Source organism: Lysinibacillus sp. BPa_S21 (assembly GCF_023337795.1).
Taxonomy (GTDB): Bacteria; Bacillota; Bacilli; order Bacillales_A; family Planococcaceae; genus Lysinibacillus.
Window position 1 is genome coordinate 256,543 of record NZ_JALIRS010000001.1, and the last position, 18,492, is coordinate 275,034.

Consider the following 18,492-nt stretch of genomic DNA (forward strand, 5'->3'; position numbering starts at 1 on the left):
CATTTATATTTTAAATCTAGGATACTTTTAGGATGAACTTTATTTCTTTCGCGGCATTTATCGCTTTATTTTTAGCTTCAGCTAATGTCGCACCTTCCGCAATTACATATGCATAACGATGTCCCATCGATAAAGGAGGGGTCAGCAATGTCCCTCTTTTCGGCTTCACATATACATCCACAACTCCTGGTGAATTAGCTGCTTTATTTCTTCCAATAACTTTTTCTAAAATCCCTTTAGTTTCAACAATGACGTATTTTGTATAGACAAACTTTCTATGCTTTGGATTAATATCGGGGCGCTCACCTAAAAATAATTTAAGTGTTTCTTCCACTAGATTAAATCCAAAGGCGGCGTGAAGCATAGTATTCATTGCTCCCCCTGAGATTCGTGGATTAATCTCAATAAGCTTCCAGCCATTCTTTGTTAAACGAAGTTCTAAATGCAGCGCACCATTTTCGATATTAAACGCTTTAACAATAGATTTGAGAACTTCCTCAAGACCAGCTTGAATTTCTTTTGGAGCTTTAACGAGAACACCATATCCAGTAATGATAAAACGTTTACCTTGAGTAATTTCTTGTTCAATAATACCGATGATATTAGCTTGCCGTTTATAGATAAGTGCTTCTACTAAATATTGTGGACCTTCGATATATTCTTCAATCATTATTGTTTCTCGAGGATTTTTGCTTCTCAGATAGCTCAGGTGTTTCTTTAATTGGTCTGAGTTGTTTGCTAACAATACATCTTTGGAGCCTGTTGATTTTGGAGATTTAACAATAAGTGGAAACTCCGGATTATTAGAGAAGGACTCATTTGGTTTAAGAAGAAAAAACTTAGGAGAATAAGGCTGATTCTTTAAAAAGTTTCTAGTTTTTTCTTTATCCTCCATCATTTCAATAGCTGTTGAAGATGTATAGTTGTCACAAAATTCATCACATAAAATGGAGGCTATATGGACAAAAGGATCGACAAAACTAACAATAGATTTTATTTCTAACCCAGTTTTAGTTAAATTATAAATTTCATCTTTCATGTCTTCTATATTCGAAGTATCAATAAGAATCATTTTATGAATATCTGGGTAGGCTTTTCTCTGTTGTAACTGCTTTTTATTGTTTGTAAAAAGGACAGTATAATAACCTAATTTTTCTGCTGCTTTTGTTGCATCACGACTTGACCCGGATTTGTTTGTGCCAATAAATATTATTGTTTTCAGGTATATCACTCCTTCTATTGTTCCTTAGATACTTAATCAACTATATATATATGCGAAGAAATAGATTTCCTCTAGTTAAGTATCTCGTATACATCCAAGCAACTTTTAAGAAGTTACATATACTAGAGTGGAAAGGAGGGAAAAATAATATGAAGCCTCTTACGGTGCAGAATTTAACAGTCATTACTGCAGGTCATTTAGTGCAAGGGTCGGGGGAAGTGTTAATTCAACACGGCGCTTATCGACTAAAGCAAGTGAAAAAACCAAATACCGCCCTTTTTACAAATAAGCGTATTGTGAACTGGAAAGATTATGAGTCACTTTATCCTATAGTGCTTGTAACCGATAGACTATACAGTCAAAATGAATTACCTGAGCAAATAATCATCATTAAAGTAAAAGATTCAGATGAGGCATATTGGAAGTTTGTAAATTTTTATCGCAATCAATTTAATATCCCTGTTGTAGCCATTACTGGTACTTCTGGTAAATCGACGACGAAGGAAATGATCAAACATATACTTTCTGCAGAAAAAAATGTAGCATCGACGCCACTTAGTAGTAATTCTAGAACTGCTTCTTTACAATATTTACTGAATATTGATGATCATACCGACGCAGCCGTTTTTGAAACTGCTGTTGGTTCACCGGGGGATATCAAACTTGCTGGGGAATATTTCAAGCCGACTATTGGGATTATTACAAATATAGGAGCGCATCATTTAAATTATTGTAAAACTTTAGAGGGATATATCCGAGCAAAGGGTGAAATGCTGGATATTATTAGTCCCACAGGTTCCTTAATCCTTAATGCTGATGATATCAACACAAGTAAAATAGATTTATCGAAGTTTCAAGGACGCATTATTAAAGTAGGTAAGCATGAATCCTGTGATTTTCAAGCAAGTAATATTCACTACCACAAAAATGGGATGCTGTTCAATGTTCATCACAAGAAGAAACTCTATGAAATCTATGTACCAGGTTTTGGTGAGCATCAAGTATATAATGCACTTACTGCGATTGCAGCTATTTGTGAAATGGGTTTGCCGATTTCTTTAGCTGCTGAAAAACTGCCATCATTCCGAAAATTGAATAAGCAGCTTCAGGTTTTTAAGGGCATTAATAATTCCATATTACTAGATGATACATGGAATATTACGACTACTTCTTTAGAGGCAGGATTAAAGGTTTTGAAAGCGCTCGGAGAAGGCAAGAAAACGATTGCCATTATTGGAACGATAACAGATTTAGGGTCTTGGGGATATATCATTCACGAACAAGCGGGAGAATTAATTAGTGAAATTGGGGTCGATGTGCTTATTACGATAGGGGAACATGCAAGCATTATGGCGCTTCATGCCATTGAGGCGGGAATGAGTTCACCAGTGTATATTTTTAAAAATAGTACGCGCGTCTATAAATTGTTAGAAGACATCGTAGATGAAAATACGGTTCTTTTCATTAAAGGAGATATGTATAGTAAAGAAGTTTCTAAGTTGGCAGATGATTTAAAAATAAAAAAATCATCTTCTTCTGAATAGATTTCACCTAAATAAATGTTTTTTTTCTTCATTTACTAGAATGAGCATATCTATAGTCAACTGCTAGAAATGCAAAAACTATGATACTCATTTATTCAGAAATATACTTTATAGAAAGGGGGCGTAGTCAACTTGCAACATATAAGTGTGAGCGATATAAGAAAATTATTACAAGGAGAATTATTAAGTGGTTCTGAACACTGGTCTGTTAAACATGCAATTTATTATAACCGACATGAACTGACTCAACATCATACACTTATGTTTGTTAGTAAAAGTGATCAAATTAACTGGCAAGAAATAGATCGAAAGGGACCATCTCTAGTCATTTCTGATAAATCATCAGAGGAATTGAAAAATGCGCTGAAGAATACGACCGTTATACGCGTCAAGAGTATTTTACATGCCTATTGGAAATTCATGGGGCATTACAGAAATTTATTTCAAATACCAGTCGTTGCTTTGACCGGAACATGTGGTAAAACGACAACGAAAGAAATGATTAAACACATAGCTAGTAAGGAATGGAATGTTCAAGCATCTGTTAGCAGTAAAAATGAGCCACGGCAATCCTTACCGTACTTGACTGGAATCGATCAGAATACAAAAGCAGCTATCTTTGAATTAGGGTTGGGTAATATCGGGAATATTAAACACCAATGTATGATCTATCAGCCTACGATTGGTATTATTACGAATATTGGTGTCCATCATTTAGATGGATGCAATAATCTTGATGGTTATATCAAGGCAAAGGCTGAAATTGTAGAAGGAATAAGAAAAGATGGCACGTTAATCATTAATGGTGATGATGAAAACATAAAAAAAATCCCCCTAAACAAATTTAAAGGAAAGATTATTACCTTTGGCGTCAACGAAAAGGCAGATTATCAAGCTACGAATATACAATTCACAAAAGGCGGCATGAAATTTGTACTAAAAGTGTCAAATAACAAATACAATTTATTTGTTCCAGGATACGGAGAACACCAAGTATATAATGCATTAGCGGCTATAGCTGCAGTGAAGGAAATGGGACTTTCCATTGCTGTTGCAATTTCGCAATTAAAAACGTTCAAAACGATGGCAAGACACTTAGAATTTTCTACGGGCATCGGTGAATGTACTATAGTAGATGATACTTGGACAAATAACCCGACTTCTGTTGAAGCGGCACTAAAGGTTTTAGATACGATAGGAAAAGGGAAGAAAGTAATTCTTATTTTAGGTGATATTAAGAGATTAGGAAATTTCGAAGAAAAATACCATCGAGAGATAGGCACATTGGTCGCGAAGAGAAATATTGATACGCTTATTACTATTGGCAATAGAGCAGAAAATATTGCGAACCAAGCTTTGAAGGAAGGCACTAAGGCAGATGTTCATATGTTTAAAGATGTTATAGGCGTTTTAGATGTACTAAAGCATAAGCTCGATAGTGAAACCATTGTTCTTATTAAAGGTCCAATGTCTAGCAAATCTATGATAGAATTTGCCAATCAGTTAAAAAATAAATAATAGAAAAAGAAGCTTCCTTAAGGAAAGCTTCTTTTTTTAAAACATTAATTCTGTTGAGCATCTCAAAATGAAGCTTCTAGTAAACTTTCTTAAAAAACACGTTTAGCTGTAATATAATGCTCTTTATAATAGTCAAGTAGTAGTACTCTTGTCATAACACCATTTGAATTTGGAATGATAAGACGTTGATCTCCTGCATAGATAGCTACTTGTGAAGGCGTTTTAGAGCCTTTAACACTATTAAAGAATACTAAATCACCCTTTTTTAAATTGGTACGAGAAACCGTTGTTCCAACATTCATTTGTTCCTTTAAATTGGTTGTACCAAGTTTAATGCCATTCTTACGATAGATAAAGTCTACAAAACCTGACGCAGTAAAGCGAAGACTTGCTTCATTGTTTGTAGAACCAATCGTTACTTTATTTTTATAATTAAAGGCGTTTTCAACAATTTTATCGCCTTTTGTTGCAGGATTTGCAGAAAGTAAAGTAGGTAATACTCTACGGGCACCTACATAATTATTGGTATAATAGGGCTTGCTATTTAAATCAGAAATAATAATATTTTGCTTAGAATCAGCCATGTGTATCATTTGATTGTTTCCAATATACATTCCTACATGGTCAGGATCTGTTCCTGTTTTTTTACTCTTAAAGAAAAGTAAATCGCCTTTTTGTAATTGATTTCTTGCCACATATGTCCCTTGTTGTATCATATAATTTTCATTATATGTCGCAAGGTCAACACCATTTTTCTCGAAAATATACATAATAAATGAGGCACAAGAAAATTTATATGGATATGTAGCCTTGTATGTTGTATTACTGTATGTCGCCTTACCAATTAAGCTTTTTCCAGTTTGAATTAATTGATCTGCTTTCGTAGAAACAGCTTGTGCGTTATTTTGAGCATTAGTTGTTGCAGCCTCTACTTCTATTGGCTGAATTGTTGGTTGTACCATTCCCACTGTACTAAAACCTATCGTCAATGCTAATGTTGTGGTTAAAAATCGTTTATTCATGTTGTAAAGTTCCTCCTGAAGCTAATTGTTAAGATTAATCCTGTTTTGGCTTTCCATTGGAATTAATCGTAGCATGAAAAAGTAGGGCTTCTTTGAGGTAATTGTTACCACGGTGAATGCTGATTCGCTGTAAACAACTGATATAAAGGGCTTCATCGCTTTAATTTACAGTTTTATTACAAATGTTTCAGTTGGGTGAAGTGTTTGTGGAAATAAAGGTCAAGCACCTCTAATAAAGTTGGGCGATAAAACGTCTGTCTTATGCGCCAATCACTATATTTTTTAACAACATACCAGTTGAATAGACAGTAACTTCTATTCAACTGTTCGTTAAATGATCTTTTAAATTTCCTGAATCATCTCCACTCTATTGCCGAATGGATCTCTAAATTCAAAGCGCTCAAAATGAGGAATAGGAACGGAATCGAAAATTTCTATATGATGTTCGGCTAATATCTTTTTCCACCGTTCTATATTTTCAACTTGATAGGCAATATGACCTTTTGTCGTTAATCTATCAAAACCATCTTCTGTTCCGACATGTACTTCTTTATTGCCGACCTGTAACCAAAATCCACCTCGTCCTTTAAGCGAATCAGGCTTTTCTAGTTCTTTTAGTCCTAATACTTGACAGTAAAAATGTCTTCCTTTTTCCTCTTCACCTTTTGGAATCGTTATTTGAACGTGATGTAAACCTATAACCATTTTCTCTCCTCCTTAATGTATCTTCAATATATACTTCTAGGATAATCATTCCAAACCCTTTAATTTGAGGAATAAATAGAATTGTTCTTCAAAAATGAAGTCTTTAAAAAACCGGTAAGAAGTATTAGAGAATAGGCCCATAGAAGCCATGAGGCGAAATAACGATCTACATCCGCTGATAAATTCGGAAAAGCTTTGTCGAAAATTAATAATACGACTGCATCGATGAGCATGCCGGGTAACGCGATACAGATAGAAGCTAGAAATCGCTCTGTACCCTTTATCTTTTTCAAGGAATAAATAGGTATTGTAGCTACCCAAATGAGTGGAATAGTTACAATGTAAGCACTTATCATGAGGAAAGGATGTTCAAGGGTGAAAAAATAATGTCCAACTAATCGAAATACAGCACTAGCTGCAAGCCAAATCCCAAAACCCCAGCATAAAAAGAATGGCATAGTTATCCCTCCTTAATTTTTTCCTAGACGGTGTAGTGTCTGAATGATTATTTCTAATTGCTGATAAAATAAATCTACATCGAAATCGTCCCGCATCATTACTTGTAACGCTAACCCATCCATAAGGGCATTGAAAAAAATACTCCAAGTTTCCATTGACACACCATCGATGGGAGAAGTATGCCATAATTTTCCTAAAACATTACATAAATGTTCATTTTCAGCTGCTAAAATTTGGCCAATTTGCTGTCTTATAATCGGGTTAGTAAAGCCAAAGACGATTAAGGTGAAAAATAATTTATGATAAAAAGCATCATTTTCATATCGACTTTTTGCCGAGAGAAGTGCAGTTTGAATTATTTCTTGATCCGTCAACAAAAGCTCATTCCAAGAATTTTCACAGATGTCTTGGACAATTTCGAGAATGATTTGCTCTTTTGATTTGAAATGATAATAAATAGTGCCTTGTGTCACACCCGCTTGCTCAGCAACAGCTTTTAAGGTGAACTTTTCAATCCCTTTTTCGACTAAACTTTGCTTGGCAGCCGTTAATAAATCTGACTTTTCAATACCAGTTGGTTTTGCCATTCAATTTCCCTCCATCCTTATTAGTTAGTTGGATAACTAACTTAAAAATAACAGAATATTCCTTAATTTACAAGTGTGTTTTTGGCAATGATGGATAATTGATTGAAGCTCTCAACTATACTAGATACTATGGTATAATAATAAAAACGGAATAATAAGATAGAGGTACAAATCGGAATTTCGATTTGTTTAAAAGGGAAGATCGGTGCAAATCCGGCGCTGTCCCGCAACTGTAAATGGGAGCACGTTTCAAAAGACCACTGTTACCACATTGTAATGGGAAGGTGAAAGGTGTGATGAACATAAGCCAGGAGACCTGCCTTTATCTAGTACAGCCAAAAAAACCTACGAGGATAGGGGGTGTTGAGTGTGACTAGAGAAATTCTCCTGCATGCTCATAGTACGATGTTTGCTAAAAAGGTAGCTTCTATTTCTAATAGAAAGCTTTATTCGCCATGGCAATCACCGTATTATGTCGTGTTTTTGTCATAGTAAACATCTTTCGACAGAAGGAAAGATGTTTTTTTATGCTTAAAATTTGAAGGAGTGTTACACATGAATCTACAAGTAATCGAGTATTATGAAAGTCTGTTAAAAATTGAAATTATGGAAATGCAGTATACAGGTACTTTTCAAACATTAGGGGAGCTAATTGAACAGTATGTAGGACAGGATGCTAATCATAAAAATGATATTTTAACAGCTTATAAGAATGTAATGAAAGAACTTATAGGATAAATCGGGCGTATACGGCAGTTTAATCCCATATAACTTCATTGCTATAGCGTGAATATAAATTTGTAAATAGGATAGGAAAAAATTGAGTAGCCAACTAGAAATGATTGTGTTTGGCTACTCTTTTATTTTAAATAAACTTATTATTTTAATAGGAATACATATATTTGTCATAAAAAAACCTCTAGGACTTCATTCTTATTTCACTTTTTATCTATATAATAATTTTGCGCTTATCTTCATTCAGCAAACACCTACTGAATGAAGATGATGCCTCCGGCGGATGTCACGGATTTTGGAAGGAATGAATTGTGCAGGCACAATTCAAAATCCGGACGCATTGTTTATCTGTAGCGAAAGCAAAGCGACAGCTACAATTACGCCAAGGCGAAATTGATTATAATAGATTGGAGAATACAACATGAAGAACACGCTTTATCAAAGCTTTTGGCGAATGCACTTTTATGCCGCATTATTTATTACGCCACTGCTTATTTCGCTAACATTAAGTGGTATCGGTTTTTTATTTTATACCAATGTTGAAAATCAGTTATATGATAAATACTTTTTTGGTGATAGTGGAAAAACCGAGGTACAATCTATTGATGATGCTGTAAAACTTGCAGAAGAATCATATGCGGGCTATAAAACAAACAAAATTATTGAGTTAGAAGAGCCATATAATACACGTTTATCAATGAAAAATGCAGATGGCAAAGAGAAATATGTGTTCTTAGATGATCATAACCAAATAATTGGTGGTCAGGATGCTGGTTACACATTTGCAAATATTATGAGAAACACTCATAGTTCCTTATTTATTGGTGGGACATTTGTTAATTATTTAGTTGAATTAGCGGCTTGCTGGGCTATTTTTTTAATGCTTTCAGGCATTTACATGACGTTTAGAGCAAAACTACTAAAGAAAACAAAGCAGACAAACAAACGTCAAAAGAGTAGGAAGTTTCATGCCCTTGTAGGGACAATGATTACGATTCCAATGCTTGTTATTATTTTCACAGGCTTACCATGGTCTGCGTTTATGGGGAAATATATTTACCAAGCTTCACAAGATCATCCTTCTTTCGGTACGCCATTATTGCAGCAACAGCCACCTACATCTGATGTAAGTGAGATTCCTTGGGCTACTCGTCAAGAAACTCCTCCAACGTCAGATTCAGGACATGCAGCTCATCACGGTATGGGAGCAGATATGGGCTATGTTGCCAACCCTAACCAACTAAGTGTGGAAAAGCTACAACATGAAATTGATGCAATGAATATTTCAAAACCTTACGCAATCATTTATCCTACTAGTGAAGACGGCGTCTATACAGTAGCAAAATCTAGTAACACAGGTGTCACAGGTCTTGATGTTAGCCCGGATGATGAAACGACCATGTATTTTGATCAATATAGCGGGAAATTTATTGACAAAGTTGGCTATGAGGACTACGGCATTCTTGCCAAATGGTTCACATGGGGTATTCCTTTGCATGAAGGTCATTTGTTTGGTTGGCCAAATAAATTAATCAATTTACTAGTATGTCTAGCATTTTTAGTAGTTATTGTTTGGGGATTCAGAACATGGCTACTGCGAAAGAAACAAGGTATACTATCGGCACCACCTAAAATCTCTCAAAAGGTATCCATTCCATTTATCATTTTCATGATTCTTTTAGGAATACTGATGCCGCTATTTGGCTTTTCTTTAATTGCTGTCTTACTTGTAGAGTTTGTCATCAATTTGGTGTCTAAAAATAAAAAAGAAGTCCATTAAAATAGTAAGCGATACTGCATCCTTTATAAATGAGGACTACAGTATCGCTTTTCTTGTTCTAAAGCCAGCCTTTATCACTGGCGACTTGAGCAGCTTGTTGCCTAGACTCAACATGGAGTTTTTGAATAGAAGTTGATAAATAGTTTCGAATAGTACCTTTCGTTAAAAATAGTTTTTTACTAATCTCATTCGTTGTCAGTCCTACTTTTACAAGCTGTAGAACAGCAATTTCCCGTTCATTTAGCGGATTCTGTTCTTTCATAAACAATGTAGCGGCTAAATCTCTGCTGACGACCTTTTCACCATTCATCACTGTTCTAATTGTTTCAATTAAATAGTCGATTGGTTCATCTTTTAATAAATAACCATGTACCTCACAATCCATCGCTTTTTGTAAATAACCAGGTCTTGCGAAAGTAGTGACAATCATCACCTTGCACGGTAAATTTTCTTGTTTAATTTTTTCTGCTAGCTCAAGCCCAGAAAGATGGGGCATTTCGATGTCCAATACACAAACATCGGGTAGCTCCTGTTGAATACATTCCCACGCTGTTTGACCATCTGAAACTTCTGCGATCACTTTAATATCAGGCTCAAATGACAACAAGGAAGTTAAAGCGCCACGTAACATTTGTTGATCTTCCGCTAATAATACTCGTATCATGTAGTTGGCTCCTTTCTATAGTGTTGGATAGGTAGTGTAAAGGTCACAATCGTTCCGCCTGTCGGTAAAGTGTCAATTGAAGCATTTCCGAGAAGGGCATTCATTCTTTCTTTCATCGAGGATAATCCGTTCCCATGCCCTTGATTATGTAAGCCGACACCATCGTCAACTATGTTTATTTTTAAAATGCCATTTATATAGTTGATATCTATTTTGCATTTTTTTGCTTGACTATGTTTCATAATATTCGTAGTTGCTTCCCGAAGACATAAAGCCAGCATTGTTTCTTCCACACTTGCTAGTAGGAGCTTTGGACAGTTATTATTGATTTTTATGGAGATATCTGCTGTTTGTAAATGTTGTTTACAATGAATAAGTTCACTTTCCAACGAAATAAAATTCATATCGGATACTAATTCTCGTACTTGCTTTAGCGCTGTCCGTGTTGTTGCTAAAATATCATTTAGCTCATCTTTCACACGCATTGTATCTTTATCGACTAATTTTGTTGTTAGTTCGGTTTTTATTTTAATCATTGTTAATGTATGACCAAGCGTATCGTGGAGGTCTCTGGCAATACGTTGTCTTTCTTCTTGCTGAACAAGCTGGGTATTGACCACTGTTAATTCCGATTGTAGTTTTTTTGATTTTTCTACATAGTAAATTAACATTGGAAATAGTAGTTGAATAATCATAATAGGTAGTAATACTTGGGATTGTAATTTGAAAGATGCTCCTGATTCAAACCAAATAACGATCAGAAACATTAGGGCAATGGCTATCATCCCTAAAGCAATATGCCACTTCTTTTTCGCTCGCCCAATTAAATCGGCAAATGTGAATCCAAAAAGTAACATAGCAGAACCTTCATAAATCCCTAGTATGATAATAAGTGTAAAGCCAAGTAAAGAGGCTAACAGTAAACGCCAATCTCTAGACCATAAAGCAATATAGAAGGCTACTAAAAATAACATAAGGATAATAATTTTAGCCATTAAAGGTAACTGTGAATTTGAACTTAATACCATGGTAAATAAAAAAACGAGCGATACAACATCGATAATTAAATAGTGTATTGCCTGATCTCTTGGATAAATCTTTATAGTTCACACCATCCCTTTTCGATTATTTCTGTGTGACACTTTGAATGGCCTGTTTCCGAATCCATTCCATTGGTCCAACATGAAAATGCTTGATACAAATATGTGCAATGAAAAGTTGTAGAAGGGAGAGAGTTAGCCAAATACCGATCACTTCAATACTATTCAATTTGCCACCTAAACCTAAGCCCCAGCCGTAGAAAATAATAGATGAAATAACATTTTGTAGTACATAGCAACTTAAGGACATTTTCCCAATCTCGCCAAACCTCTTCCATAACCAATCAAGCTTTTTATATTCTATCATTTTACCTAAAATACCAATATAGCCAATTGATAGAATTGGCGCGAATAAATAACGAACGGGTAAATCAAATACTCCGCCTGGAATAAAGATGAGGAGGTTTAAAGGTACGCCAATAAAAATACCGAGTTTAAATAGCTTTTGACGAGCCTGACGTCCTTTGTCATCTTGCGAAAATACACCATTTCTCATTAGCTTAACACCAAGTAAAAATAAAAAGATATTCATTGGGATAATAAAAATAGCTTCCGTTCTATAATAAAGAAAATTTGTTACACGATATTGTATTTGCTCAAACCAGGTGCCATTTTCATAAAGATTCACAACAGGATCGAAACTAGCAAAGGAAGCATTGGCACCCAGCAATGCGCTAACTAAAATTAGCAGAATCATTAGTGCATGGAAACTACCGAAAACGTATAAAGCGAGTTGAATGGCTTTATCACCAAACCTAACAATAAAGGCAACAATGATGGCCGTCACAGCATAGCTCATTAAAATATCATATTCCATAACTAGGGTGAAGTGGATTAATCCCTCCATAAACAAAAATACAATTGTCCAAAGATAGATTCCTGGCCATGCATGTCCTTTTCGCAAGGCTTGCTGATATTTTAATTCTAGACCTACACCAAACATGATTGTTAATAACCCAAGGAGTTTACCGTTTACGAAAAATAAGACGACCATGCGTAAAAAGTCGTTTAATGACCACCAACCAGAATAATTACTCGTAGTGATATACGATAAATCTCCAAGATAAGCGAAAATCCAAATATTCGTGCCAAGTGTCCCTAATACAGCAAAACCCCGTAACATATCAATTAGAGGTAATCTTTGTTGAACTTTCATCATGAAATCACTCTTTCTTTGTTTTTTTACAATAAGGCTGTTACTATGCTTCGTTAGCTTAAGCGTTCTATTTTCCTCGTGGCCAAATGAAATAAGAAATAGATATGGTAAAATCAACTCCTAGTACTAAAGACCATACTTTTAGTGTTTCAAAAAATATAGAGCTTCGATCCATCCCCCACATTCTTACTTACAATAAAAATTTAAAAGTATAAAAACACACGCTTATTTTATGTTTCAAAAAAAACAGCCTACAATAATGATAAGAAAGCGAATGAAAAAAACATATTCACACCAGTCAAAGTTTCTTTATGACAGGTGTCATTTTTATGGTGTTCAAGAATTAGTAATGCTTTTTCATTATGAAAATTTTAACTTAAATATTGCGAAAACTAATCGTATTAGTTAAAATATAAATACAATTAGTTTGCAAAGGGGATTTTTAACATGAAAATCGAAAACATTGGTACAGTATTTCAATTGTCATTTATGCCAAGAATATTTCCTGTTAATTGTTATGTTGTAGAAGAAGAAAACGAGCTGACCCTGATCGACGCAGCACTACCATATAGTGCAAAAAGTATAATAAAAGCTGCTGAAAATATTGGAAAACCGATAACAAGAATCATCATTACTCACGCACATAGTGATCATATAGGAGCGCTTGATACGTTAAAAGAATTGTTGCCAGACTGTCAGGTTTACATTTCTTCCAGAGATGCGTTGCTATTAGAAGGCAATAGCGCATTACTTCCAAATGAAAAAAACACACCTATTCGGGGAGGCATTCCGAAAAATATTAAAACGAAACCGGATGTATTACTTGAGGAAGGTGATCGTGTAGGTTCATTAGAAGTAATTGCAACACCAGGCCATACACCTGGTTCCATCACTCTTTTCGATACGCGCAATAGAAGTTTAATTGCTGGTGATGCCCTGGTAACTAGGGGAAAGCTAGCAGTATCGGGCATGATGAATCCGTTGTTTCCGTTTCCTGCTCTTGCTACATGGGATAAAGAGACAGCTCTTAAAAGTGCAAAAAAATTAAGCGAAGTGAATCCAAGTTTACTTGCTGTGGGGCATGGGAAGATGGTAAAACAACCGCAGGAACTTTTGAACATGGCTATAGCAGAAGCAGAAAAAGCTTTTATACAATAAAAATAGGAAGTGAAAAAAATGTCCCGTCGAATGAAGTTAGATTTATCTATTATTTTACAAAAGGCAACAGAGATAGCAGATGAACAAGGATTGGATCAGCTTTCAATTGGATTATTAGCTGAAAAATTGGAAGTACGGCCACCGTCCTTGTATAACCATCTTGATGGCTTACATGAGTTGAAGCAGAAATTAGCTATTCAAGGTGTAAAAAAACTACATGAATATATGTTGCAGGCTGCAGTAGGACGTTCGAGTGATGACGCTATTCGTGCAATTAGTAAAGCATATCTTCAACTTGTTAGAGAGCATCCGGGGTTGTATGATGCCAGCACTCGCTTTCCAGATGCAAATGACAAAGAGCTGCAGCAAGCCCAAGAATCTGTCGTGCAACTTGTACTTCAAGTGTTAGATGCTTATCATTTACAGGAAGAAATCGCGATTCATATGGTCAGAGGATTACGAAGTATTCTACATGGATTCTCTTCAATTGAGCAGATCGGCGGATTCGGGATGCCACTTGATATTAATAAAAGCTTTTCAATCTTAATTAATACCTTTATTGAAGGCATTCATGCAGTTATGGATAATGAAGATAAATACATGCAAATGAATGAGGCAGGGGAATAAGAAAAAGCGGGAAATGTCACAGAGGACTAATTTCCCGCTATATGTCATTGAACAGTACCACAAGGAAATTTGACGTTGAATGAGCCCTCGTTTGAACAACCTCAAACTATTTCGTACATGAATAAATTCTATAGTCTAAAATCCCTTCATACTGTAAGTTCATAGCAAAATGTTTATCCATTATCTCATAAAGTTCAGGTGCAATATCCTTAGAGTAATGGAGTTCAGGAATTGAGAAGATTGATTTATTCTTTTGTATACGAATATTATTAAAACCAGCCTGCTTAAACAAAGCTACCCAATCCTTTTTCATGGAACAAGAATCAAATCCATAAAACTGTAAGATTTCCTTTTCAATGTTTTCATCAAGTGGTTGATGAATCGTAAATTCGATGGCAATTAATCGACCGCCATTTTTTAATAAACGAAAGATTTCTTTAAGGGCATTAGGTTTATTGACAAATGAAAGCACAGATTCAGAAATAATAAAATCAAAGGTATCATCACGTAAAGGTACTTGTTCTATAGAGCATTGCATTATTTTTACGGGTAAGCGATTTTTTTTCATTCTCCTTTTAGCCTTTGCGACCATTTCAGGATTAATATCAATTCCAGTTACTTTTGCTTCATATTCCACCCCCAAATAGGCAGCGGTTTGGCCTGTACCACAACCTACATCCAAAATACGGGTATTTTTGCCAATGCTTTCTGCCTTGAATATTTCCTTTGTTAGATTAATGCCACCAGGATGCGCACCCCCAACACCAAACTTGGACAGAAATTCTAGATATTTTGAATTTTGAATCGGAATCCCTTCTTTATTTGTATTTTTGTATAATATGAAATTAAAAATAGTATGGTTCCTGTAAGAGACGTAGCTATCATGAAGAACCTTTTCCGAAAGTAGGAGGAGAATAATAATTTAGTAGGCACCGATATTTTACAATGCCTATGTATATTATTTTTGAGCAACTTATCCGATAGTCTAAACAATAAAAAAATACAGACGTATACTAGTGAAAAGATATTTGATAGGGGGTGAATTGATGCCATTTTATCCGCCTAATTCTAGAATGAGACCATTCCCACCAGGCTATAGACAAGGTTTTGGTCCTCCTATGCAAGGAAGAAGACAACCTTTTTTTCATCCTTATCAACAACCCCAAACGTCTAGATTTGGAAGATTGCCACAACATATAAACACTATTATGGGCCATGCCGGAACAATAACAAATGGAGTTGGTATGTTAAGACAAATGGGAGCATTTTTAAATTTCTTTAGATAGATTACATGGATCAAAGATGGTGTAATAATAAAGCCTTTCTTTCGGGAAAGGAATATCTTGATAGGTATGAAGAAAAATGTTTTTGGGGATTGATTTTCGTATGTAAGAAAAATTAACATTATCAGAGGTACTGTTAACTTTATAGTTATAAGGGGAATACGTATAACTCCAAATATTTTAAGGCCAAGAAGCAGAAAATAATACGGAAAAATGTTCAATCAACAAAAAGCTCCCTCTAATTAAACACTTGGGGAGAAAAACACTTTTAGCAAAGTGAATAATAACCTGATTGACACTTATATTAACAGTAAATTAGCAACATAAACGGCAGAAAAAAACGCTCATATTACTGAGCGTTTTTTTATAATAATTTATTCATTTAATTGAACCCCAGTTCGACTGACGAAGGTTATTAAGATTCACCGTAGTATTCTGCAAAATGTAAAAATCCAAATTTCCTCACAAGAAAGTTTCTTAATTTGGTCTGAGTAGCCTTTTCTATTGGAGGATTTGTTAGGGTGTATGCTTTGGCATTTAATTCAGCAAATTTATCTTTATCTACTTTATTATGTTCTTTATCTTCAATAATTCCTGAAGAAATTGCGGCTATTGGATAACCTAAAAAAAACACATGAGTTCTTAATGCCATACTTGGTGTTGAATGCAACAATATAATGACAACCAACAAAGAAACACTAATTATAACTTTTTTCTTCAAATCACCACTCCCCCAATAGGTGCTAATATTATGTGGGATATTTTAACATAAATTTCGTTGCATCAAAAATTTATTCATGTACCTTAAAATAGTTAACTTTATTTTATTGAACATTTATCCACATTATAAGTTTAGCGAAAATAGGGACTGAAAAATAGTCAAAGAAAAGAATACGTAAAGTTGGCTTAACAACGAATGACCACTATTCAAAATACCAAGTCTTTGAACTTATTTTACTTGTTTAAAATGCTTTTCAATAATAGAGCGGTTTTTCGCTTTAAATACGTCATTATGTGATGATACGACCCCATGGCGAAAGGCGGTAGGCTCTAAATACGTTTTAATAGAGTTGACCGCATTGGCTGCATCCTGGAAGGTACCAAGAAGGAGATTGATTTTTCCTTCAAACGTTAAAATGTCACCCGCTGCAAAAATACCAGGCTGTGCTGTTTCTCCAGTTGCTTTCCCTTCGAAATAGTAATCATTTTTTTTAGGAATGGTGATGTTCGGATCTAATTCTAATGAGGCTTCTCGATTATAGCCATGACTTACAATTACTTCATCAATTTGACGCGTATAGCGTTGTTTTGTTTTTGAGTTTTCACATGTCACTAATTGGATGGCTGTTTTGTCAGCATTAGCAGTCAATTTTGTAATAGTTGTATTGCATTCAATTTTTACGCCAGCATCTAAAGCCCCCTGAATGGTTGCTTCATGGGCAGATAACTTATCTTTACGATAAACAACAGTTACGTTTTTAGCGATAGGACTTAATTCAACGGCCCAGTCAATTGCTGCATTTCCACCTCCGGAAATCATAATTTCCTTGTCCACAAAATGTCGATAAGACTGCACTGTATAGTGTAAATTAGTCATTTCATATTTTTCCGCACCTTCTAGTGAAAGCTTTTGAGGGTTTATAATACCACCACCAACTGCTAAAAGAACGGTTTTTGAGTAATGTTTATCTCCTTGCGCAGTATGAAGAATAAATAGGTCATCTTGGCGCTCGATAAAATCTATTTTTGTACCTGTTAAAACGGTTGGATCAAACGTTTTTGCTTGTGCAATTAACTGTTTCACAAATTGTTCGCCTAACACAGGGGGGTGACCACCGATATCCCAAATTAGTTTTTCGGGATAAAGCAAAATTTTACCACCAAGCTGTTGTTGACTCTCTATTAATTTTGTTTTCAGTCCTCGAAGACCGCTATAAAAGGAACTATATAGACCTGCAGGGCCACCGCCAATAATTGTTACATCGTATATTTGTTGCATGTATATCGCCACATCCTTAAAAAGTGTTTGACAAAACTGTAGTAGAAAACTAGACTAACTTTAGTGATAATGATTATCATTATCGGTTAGTTGTTATCATAGCATGGAAAAAACAAAAAGGAAAGAGAGGTTAACGGTGTGCGTTTACAAGTTGAATCGATTCGTATCGGCTATGAGGACAAAACGATTGTCCATGATTTATCGTTTCAAATACCAGACGGTAAAATAACGACCATCATTGGTTCAAATGGCTGTGGTAAATCCACACTTTTAAAGGCCATTACAAGGATCTTGAAGCATAAGAGTGGGCAAGTCATATTAGACGGTCAAAATATTTCCGAGATGAACACAAAAGAGCTAGCGAAGGAACTGGCTATATTGCCACAAAGTCCGGAAAGTGCTCATGGCTTAACAGTGGAAGAGCTTGTATCCTACGGTCGATTTCCATATCAAAAGGGCTTCGGTAATTTATCGCAAAAGGATAAAGAAATGATTGACTGGGCCTTAAAGGTCACTAAAACAAATGACTTTCGACTAAACACAGTTGATGCCTTATCAGGTGGACAACGTCAACGAGTGTGGATTGCGATGGCATTAGCCCAAGAGACCGATATCATTTTTTTGGATGAGCCAACAACCTATTTAGATATGGCTCATCAGCTAGAGGTATTAGAATTACTTTATAAGCTTAACGAAGAAGAAGGACGCACAATTGTGATGGTGCTACATGATTTAAATCAGGCAGCACGTTTTTCAGATTATATTGTTGCGCTATCAAAAGGGGAGCTTGTGAAATTTGGTACAGCGGAAGAAATTATAGTACCTGAAGTATTAGAAAAAGTGTTTAATATTGATGCAGTCATTGGTAAAGATCCAAGGACAGATAAGCCAATGTGCATTACATATAACTTACTACAAACAGTGTAAAAGGAG

20 protein-coding genes and 1 riboswitch are annotated in these 18,492 nt (G+C 35.2%); of the genes, 9 read left to right on the forward strand and 11 right to left on the reverse strand.

Features of this window, described 5'->3' with window-relative positions; all coding sequences use genetic code 11:
* Positions 1 to 16: 16 nt before the first annotated feature.
* A complete protein-coding gene (locus tag MOK21_RS01225) occupies positions 17 to 1,222 on the reverse strand; it encodes an ATP-grasp domain-containing protein (protein ID WP_249072551.1) in 1,206 nt (401 codons plus the stop codon).
* A 149-nt stretch (positions 1,223 to 1,371) separates the two neighbouring features.
* On the opposite strand from MOK21_RS01225, the gene MOK21_RS01230 reads away from it, so the two are divergent.
* Entirely contained in the window at positions 1,372 to 2,766 is a 1,395-nt protein-coding gene (locus MOK21_RS01230) for a UDP-N-acetylmuramoyl-tripeptide--D-alanyl-D-alanine ligase (RefSeq protein ID WP_249072054.1), read from the forward strand.
* 132 nt (positions 2,767 to 2,898) lie between these two features.
* A complete protein-coding gene (locus MOK21_RS01235) occupies positions 2,899 to 4,284 on the forward strand; it encodes a UDP-N-acetylmuramoyl-tripeptide--D-alanyl-D-alanine ligase (protein ID WP_249072056.1) in 1,386 nt (461 codons plus the stop codon).
* Positions 4,285 to 4,373: 89 nt separating this feature from the next.
* Here the strand turns inward: MOK21_RS01235 and MOK21_RS01240 are convergent, their stop codons facing one another.
* From MOK21_RS01240 to MOK21_RS01255, 4 genes are all read right to left on the reverse strand, one after another.
* Complete coding sequence (locus MOK21_RS01240) at positions 4,374 to 5,306, reverse strand: C40 family peptidase (RefSeq protein ID WP_249072058.1); 933 nt, start codon at positions 5,304 to 5,306, stop codon at positions 4,374 to 4,376.
* A 342-nt stretch (positions 5,307 to 5,648) separates the two neighbouring features.
* On the reverse strand, positions 5,649 to 6,011 hold the full coding sequence (locus tag MOK21_RS01245; protein ID WP_249072059.1) for a VOC family protein: 363 nt from the start codon (positions 6,009 to 6,011) through the stop codon (positions 5,649 to 5,651).
* 59 nt (positions 6,012 to 6,070) lie between these two features.
* Positions 6,071 to 6,469 carry a DUF5367 domain-containing protein gene (locus tag MOK21_RS01250; RefSeq protein WP_249072061.1) on the reverse strand — a complete coding sequence of 133 codons (399 nt, stop codon included), beginning with the start codon at positions 6,467 to 6,469 and terminating at the stop codon, positions 6,071 to 6,073.
* A 12-nt stretch (positions 6,470 to 6,481) separates the two neighbouring features.
* Positions 6,482 to 7,057, reverse strand: a complete 576-nt coding sequence (locus tag MOK21_RS01255) for a TetR/AcrR family transcriptional regulator (protein WP_249072063.1) — start codon at positions 7,055 to 7,057, stop codon at positions 6,482 to 6,484.
* 146 nt (positions 7,058 to 7,203) lie between these two features.
* Positions 7,204 to 7,395, forward strand: a riboswitch (cobalamin riboswitch).
* Between the two features lie 31 nt (positions 7,396 to 7,426).
* Here MOK21_RS01255 and MOK21_RS23675 point away from each other — a divergent pair.
* The 3 genes from MOK21_RS23675 to MOK21_RS01265 all read left to right on the forward strand — a co-directional run bounded on the left by MOK21_RS23675 (position 7,427) and on the right by MOK21_RS01265 (position 9,572).
* Positions 7,427 to 7,549, forward strand: coding sequence for a hypothetical protein (locus MOK21_RS23675; protein WP_283164562.1), 123 nt, complete (start codon positions 7,427 to 7,429; stop codon positions 7,547 to 7,549).
* Between the two features lie 63 nt (positions 7,550 to 7,612).
* A complete protein-coding gene (locus MOK21_RS01260; protein WP_249072064.1) occupies positions 7,613 to 7,795 on the forward strand; it encodes a hypothetical protein in 183 nt (60 codons plus the stop codon).
* Between the two features lie 418 nt (positions 7,796 to 8,213).
* On the forward strand, positions 8,214 to 9,572 hold the full coding sequence (locus tag MOK21_RS01265; RefSeq protein WP_249072066.1) for a PepSY-associated TM helix domain-containing protein: 1,359 nt from the start codon (positions 8,214 to 8,216) through the stop codon (positions 9,570 to 9,572).
* Positions 9,573 to 9,630: 58 nt separating this feature from the next.
* Here MOK21_RS01265 and MOK21_RS01270 read toward each other — a convergent pair whose 3' ends face one another.
* The 3 genes from MOK21_RS01270 to MOK21_RS01280 all read right to left on the reverse strand — a co-directional run bounded on the left by MOK21_RS01270 (position 9,631) and on the right by MOK21_RS01280 (position 12,492).
* Positions 9,631 to 10,236, reverse strand: coding sequence for a response regulator transcription factor (locus MOK21_RS01270; protein ID WP_249072068.1), 606 nt, complete (start codon positions 10,234 to 10,236; stop codon positions 9,631 to 9,633).
* Positions 10,233 to 11,231, reverse strand: a complete 999-nt coding sequence (locus MOK21_RS01275; protein WP_249072070.1) for a sensor histidine kinase — start codon at positions 11,229 to 11,231, stop codon at positions 10,233 to 10,235. The genes MOK21_RS01270 and MOK21_RS01275 overlap by 4 nt, the downstream gene beginning before the upstream one ends.
* A 130-nt stretch (positions 11,232 to 11,361) precedes the next feature.
* Entirely contained in the window at positions 11,362 to 12,492 is a 1,131-nt protein-coding gene (locus MOK21_RS01280) for a DUF418 domain-containing protein (RefSeq protein WP_249072552.1), read from the reverse strand.
* Positions 12,493 to 12,939: 447 nt separating this feature from the next.
* Between MOK21_RS01280 and MOK21_RS01285 the strand changes: the two genes are divergently transcribed.
* Both MOK21_RS01285 and MOK21_RS01290 read left to right on the forward strand, forming a co-directional pair.
* Positions 12,940 to 13,650 carry an MBL fold metallo-hydrolase gene (locus MOK21_RS01285; protein WP_249072072.1) on the forward strand — a complete coding sequence of 237 codons (711 nt, stop codon included), beginning with the start codon at positions 12,940 to 12,942 and terminating at the stop codon, positions 13,648 to 13,650.
* Between the two features lie 18 nt (positions 13,651 to 13,668).
* Positions 13,669 to 14,277: a TetR/AcrR family transcriptional regulator gene (locus MOK21_RS01290; protein ID WP_249072073.1), complete on the forward strand. Its 609-nt coding sequence runs from the start codon at positions 13,669 to 13,671 to the stop codon at positions 14,275 to 14,277.
* A 106-nt stretch (positions 14,278 to 14,383) separates the two neighbouring features.
* On the opposite strand, the gene MOK21_RS01295 is transcribed toward MOK21_RS01290, so the two are convergent.
* On the reverse strand, positions 14,384 to 15,130 hold the full coding sequence (locus tag MOK21_RS01295) for a class I SAM-dependent methyltransferase (protein ID WP_308221856.1): 747 nt from the start codon (positions 15,128 to 15,130) through the stop codon (positions 14,384 to 14,386).
* 193 nt (positions 15,131 to 15,323) lie between these two features.
* Here MOK21_RS01295 and MOK21_RS01300 point away from each other — a divergent pair, with 193 nt between their 5' ends.
* A complete protein-coding gene (locus MOK21_RS01300; RefSeq protein ID WP_249072077.1) occupies positions 15,324 to 15,563 on the forward strand; it encodes a hypothetical protein in 240 nt (79 codons plus the stop codon).
* A 412-nt stretch (positions 15,564 to 15,975) separates the two neighbouring features.
* Here the strand turns inward: MOK21_RS01300 and MOK21_RS01305 are convergent, their stop codons facing one another.
* Together MOK21_RS01305 and MOK21_RS01310 are read right to left on the reverse strand one after the other, a co-directional pair.
* Positions 15,976 to 16,281 carry a hypothetical protein gene (locus MOK21_RS01305; protein ID WP_249072078.1) on the reverse strand — a complete coding sequence of 102 codons (306 nt, stop codon included), beginning with the start codon at positions 16,279 to 16,281 and terminating at the stop codon, positions 15,976 to 15,978.
* A 228-nt stretch (positions 16,282 to 16,509) separates the two neighbouring features.
* Positions 16,510 to 17,559 carry an NAD(P)/FAD-dependent oxidoreductase gene (locus tag MOK21_RS01310; RefSeq protein WP_249072080.1) on the reverse strand — a complete coding sequence of 350 codons (1,050 nt, stop codon included), beginning with the start codon at positions 17,557 to 17,559 and terminating at the stop codon, positions 16,510 to 16,512.
* A gap of 138 nt (positions 17,560 to 17,697) precedes the next feature.
* Here MOK21_RS01310 and MOK21_RS01315 point away from each other — a divergent pair, with 138 nt between their 5' ends.
* Entirely contained in the window at positions 17,698 to 18,486 is a 789-nt protein-coding gene (locus MOK21_RS01315; protein ID WP_249072081.1) for an ABC transporter ATP-binding protein, read from the forward strand.
* Positions 18,487 to 18,492 lie beyond the last annotated feature (6 nt).

What these genes read in the sequence shown, in the direction of transcription:
- MOK21_RS01230 (WP_249072054.1), top strand. Translation starts at nt 1,372, where the DNA reads ATGAAGCCTCTTACGGTGCAGAATTTAACAGTCATTACTGCAGGTCAT.
- MOK21_RS01240 (WP_249072058.1), bottom strand. Translation starts at nt 5,306, where the DNA reads ATGAATAAACGATTTTTAACCACAACATTAGCATTGACGATAGGTTTT.
- MOK21_RS01245 (WP_249072059.1), bottom strand. Translation starts at nt 6,011, where the DNA reads ATGGTTATAGGTTTACATCACGTTCAAATAACGATTCCAAAAGGTGAA.
- MOK21_RS01250 (WP_249072061.1), bottom strand. Translation starts at nt 6,469, where the DNA reads ATGCCATTCTTTTTATGCTGGGGTTTTGGGATTTGGCTTGCAGCTAGT.
- MOK21_RS01255 (WP_249072063.1), bottom strand. Translation starts at nt 7,057, where the DNA reads ATGGCAAAACCAACTGGTATTGAAAAGTCAGATTTATTAACGGCTGCC.
- MOK21_RS01260 (WP_249072064.1), top strand. Translation starts at nt 7,613, where the DNA reads ATGAATCTACAAGTAATCGAGTATTATGAAAGTCTGTTAAAAATTGAA.
- MOK21_RS01265 (WP_249072066.1), top strand. Translation starts at nt 8,214, where the DNA reads ATGAAGAACACGCTTTATCAAAGCTTTTGGCGAATGCACTTTTATGCC.
- MOK21_RS01270 (WP_249072068.1), bottom strand. Translation starts at nt 10,236, where the DNA reads ATGATACGAGTATTATTAGCGGAAGATCAACAAATGTTACGTGGCGCT.
- MOK21_RS01275 (WP_249072070.1), bottom strand. Translation starts at nt 11,231, where the DNA reads ATGGCTAAAATTATTATCCTTATGTTATTTTTAGTAGCCTTCTATATT.
- MOK21_RS01280 (WP_249072552.1), bottom strand. Translation starts at nt 12,492, where the DNA reads ATGAAAGTTCAACAAAGATTACCTCTAATTGATATGTTACGGGGTTTT.
- MOK21_RS01285 (WP_249072072.1), top strand. Translation starts at nt 12,940, where the DNA reads ATGAAAATCGAAAACATTGGTACAGTATTTCAATTGTCATTTATGCCA.
- MOK21_RS01290 (WP_249072073.1), top strand. Translation starts at nt 13,669, where the DNA reads ATGTCCCGTCGAATGAAGTTAGATTTATCTATTATTTTACAAAAGGCA.
- MOK21_RS01300 (WP_249072077.1), top strand. Translation starts at nt 15,324, where the DNA reads ATGCCATTTTATCCGCCTAATTCTAGAATGAGACCATTCCCACCAGGC.
- MOK21_RS01310 (WP_249072080.1), bottom strand. Translation starts at nt 17,559, where the DNA reads ATGCAACAAATATACGATGTAACAATTATTGGCGGTGGCCCTGCAGGT.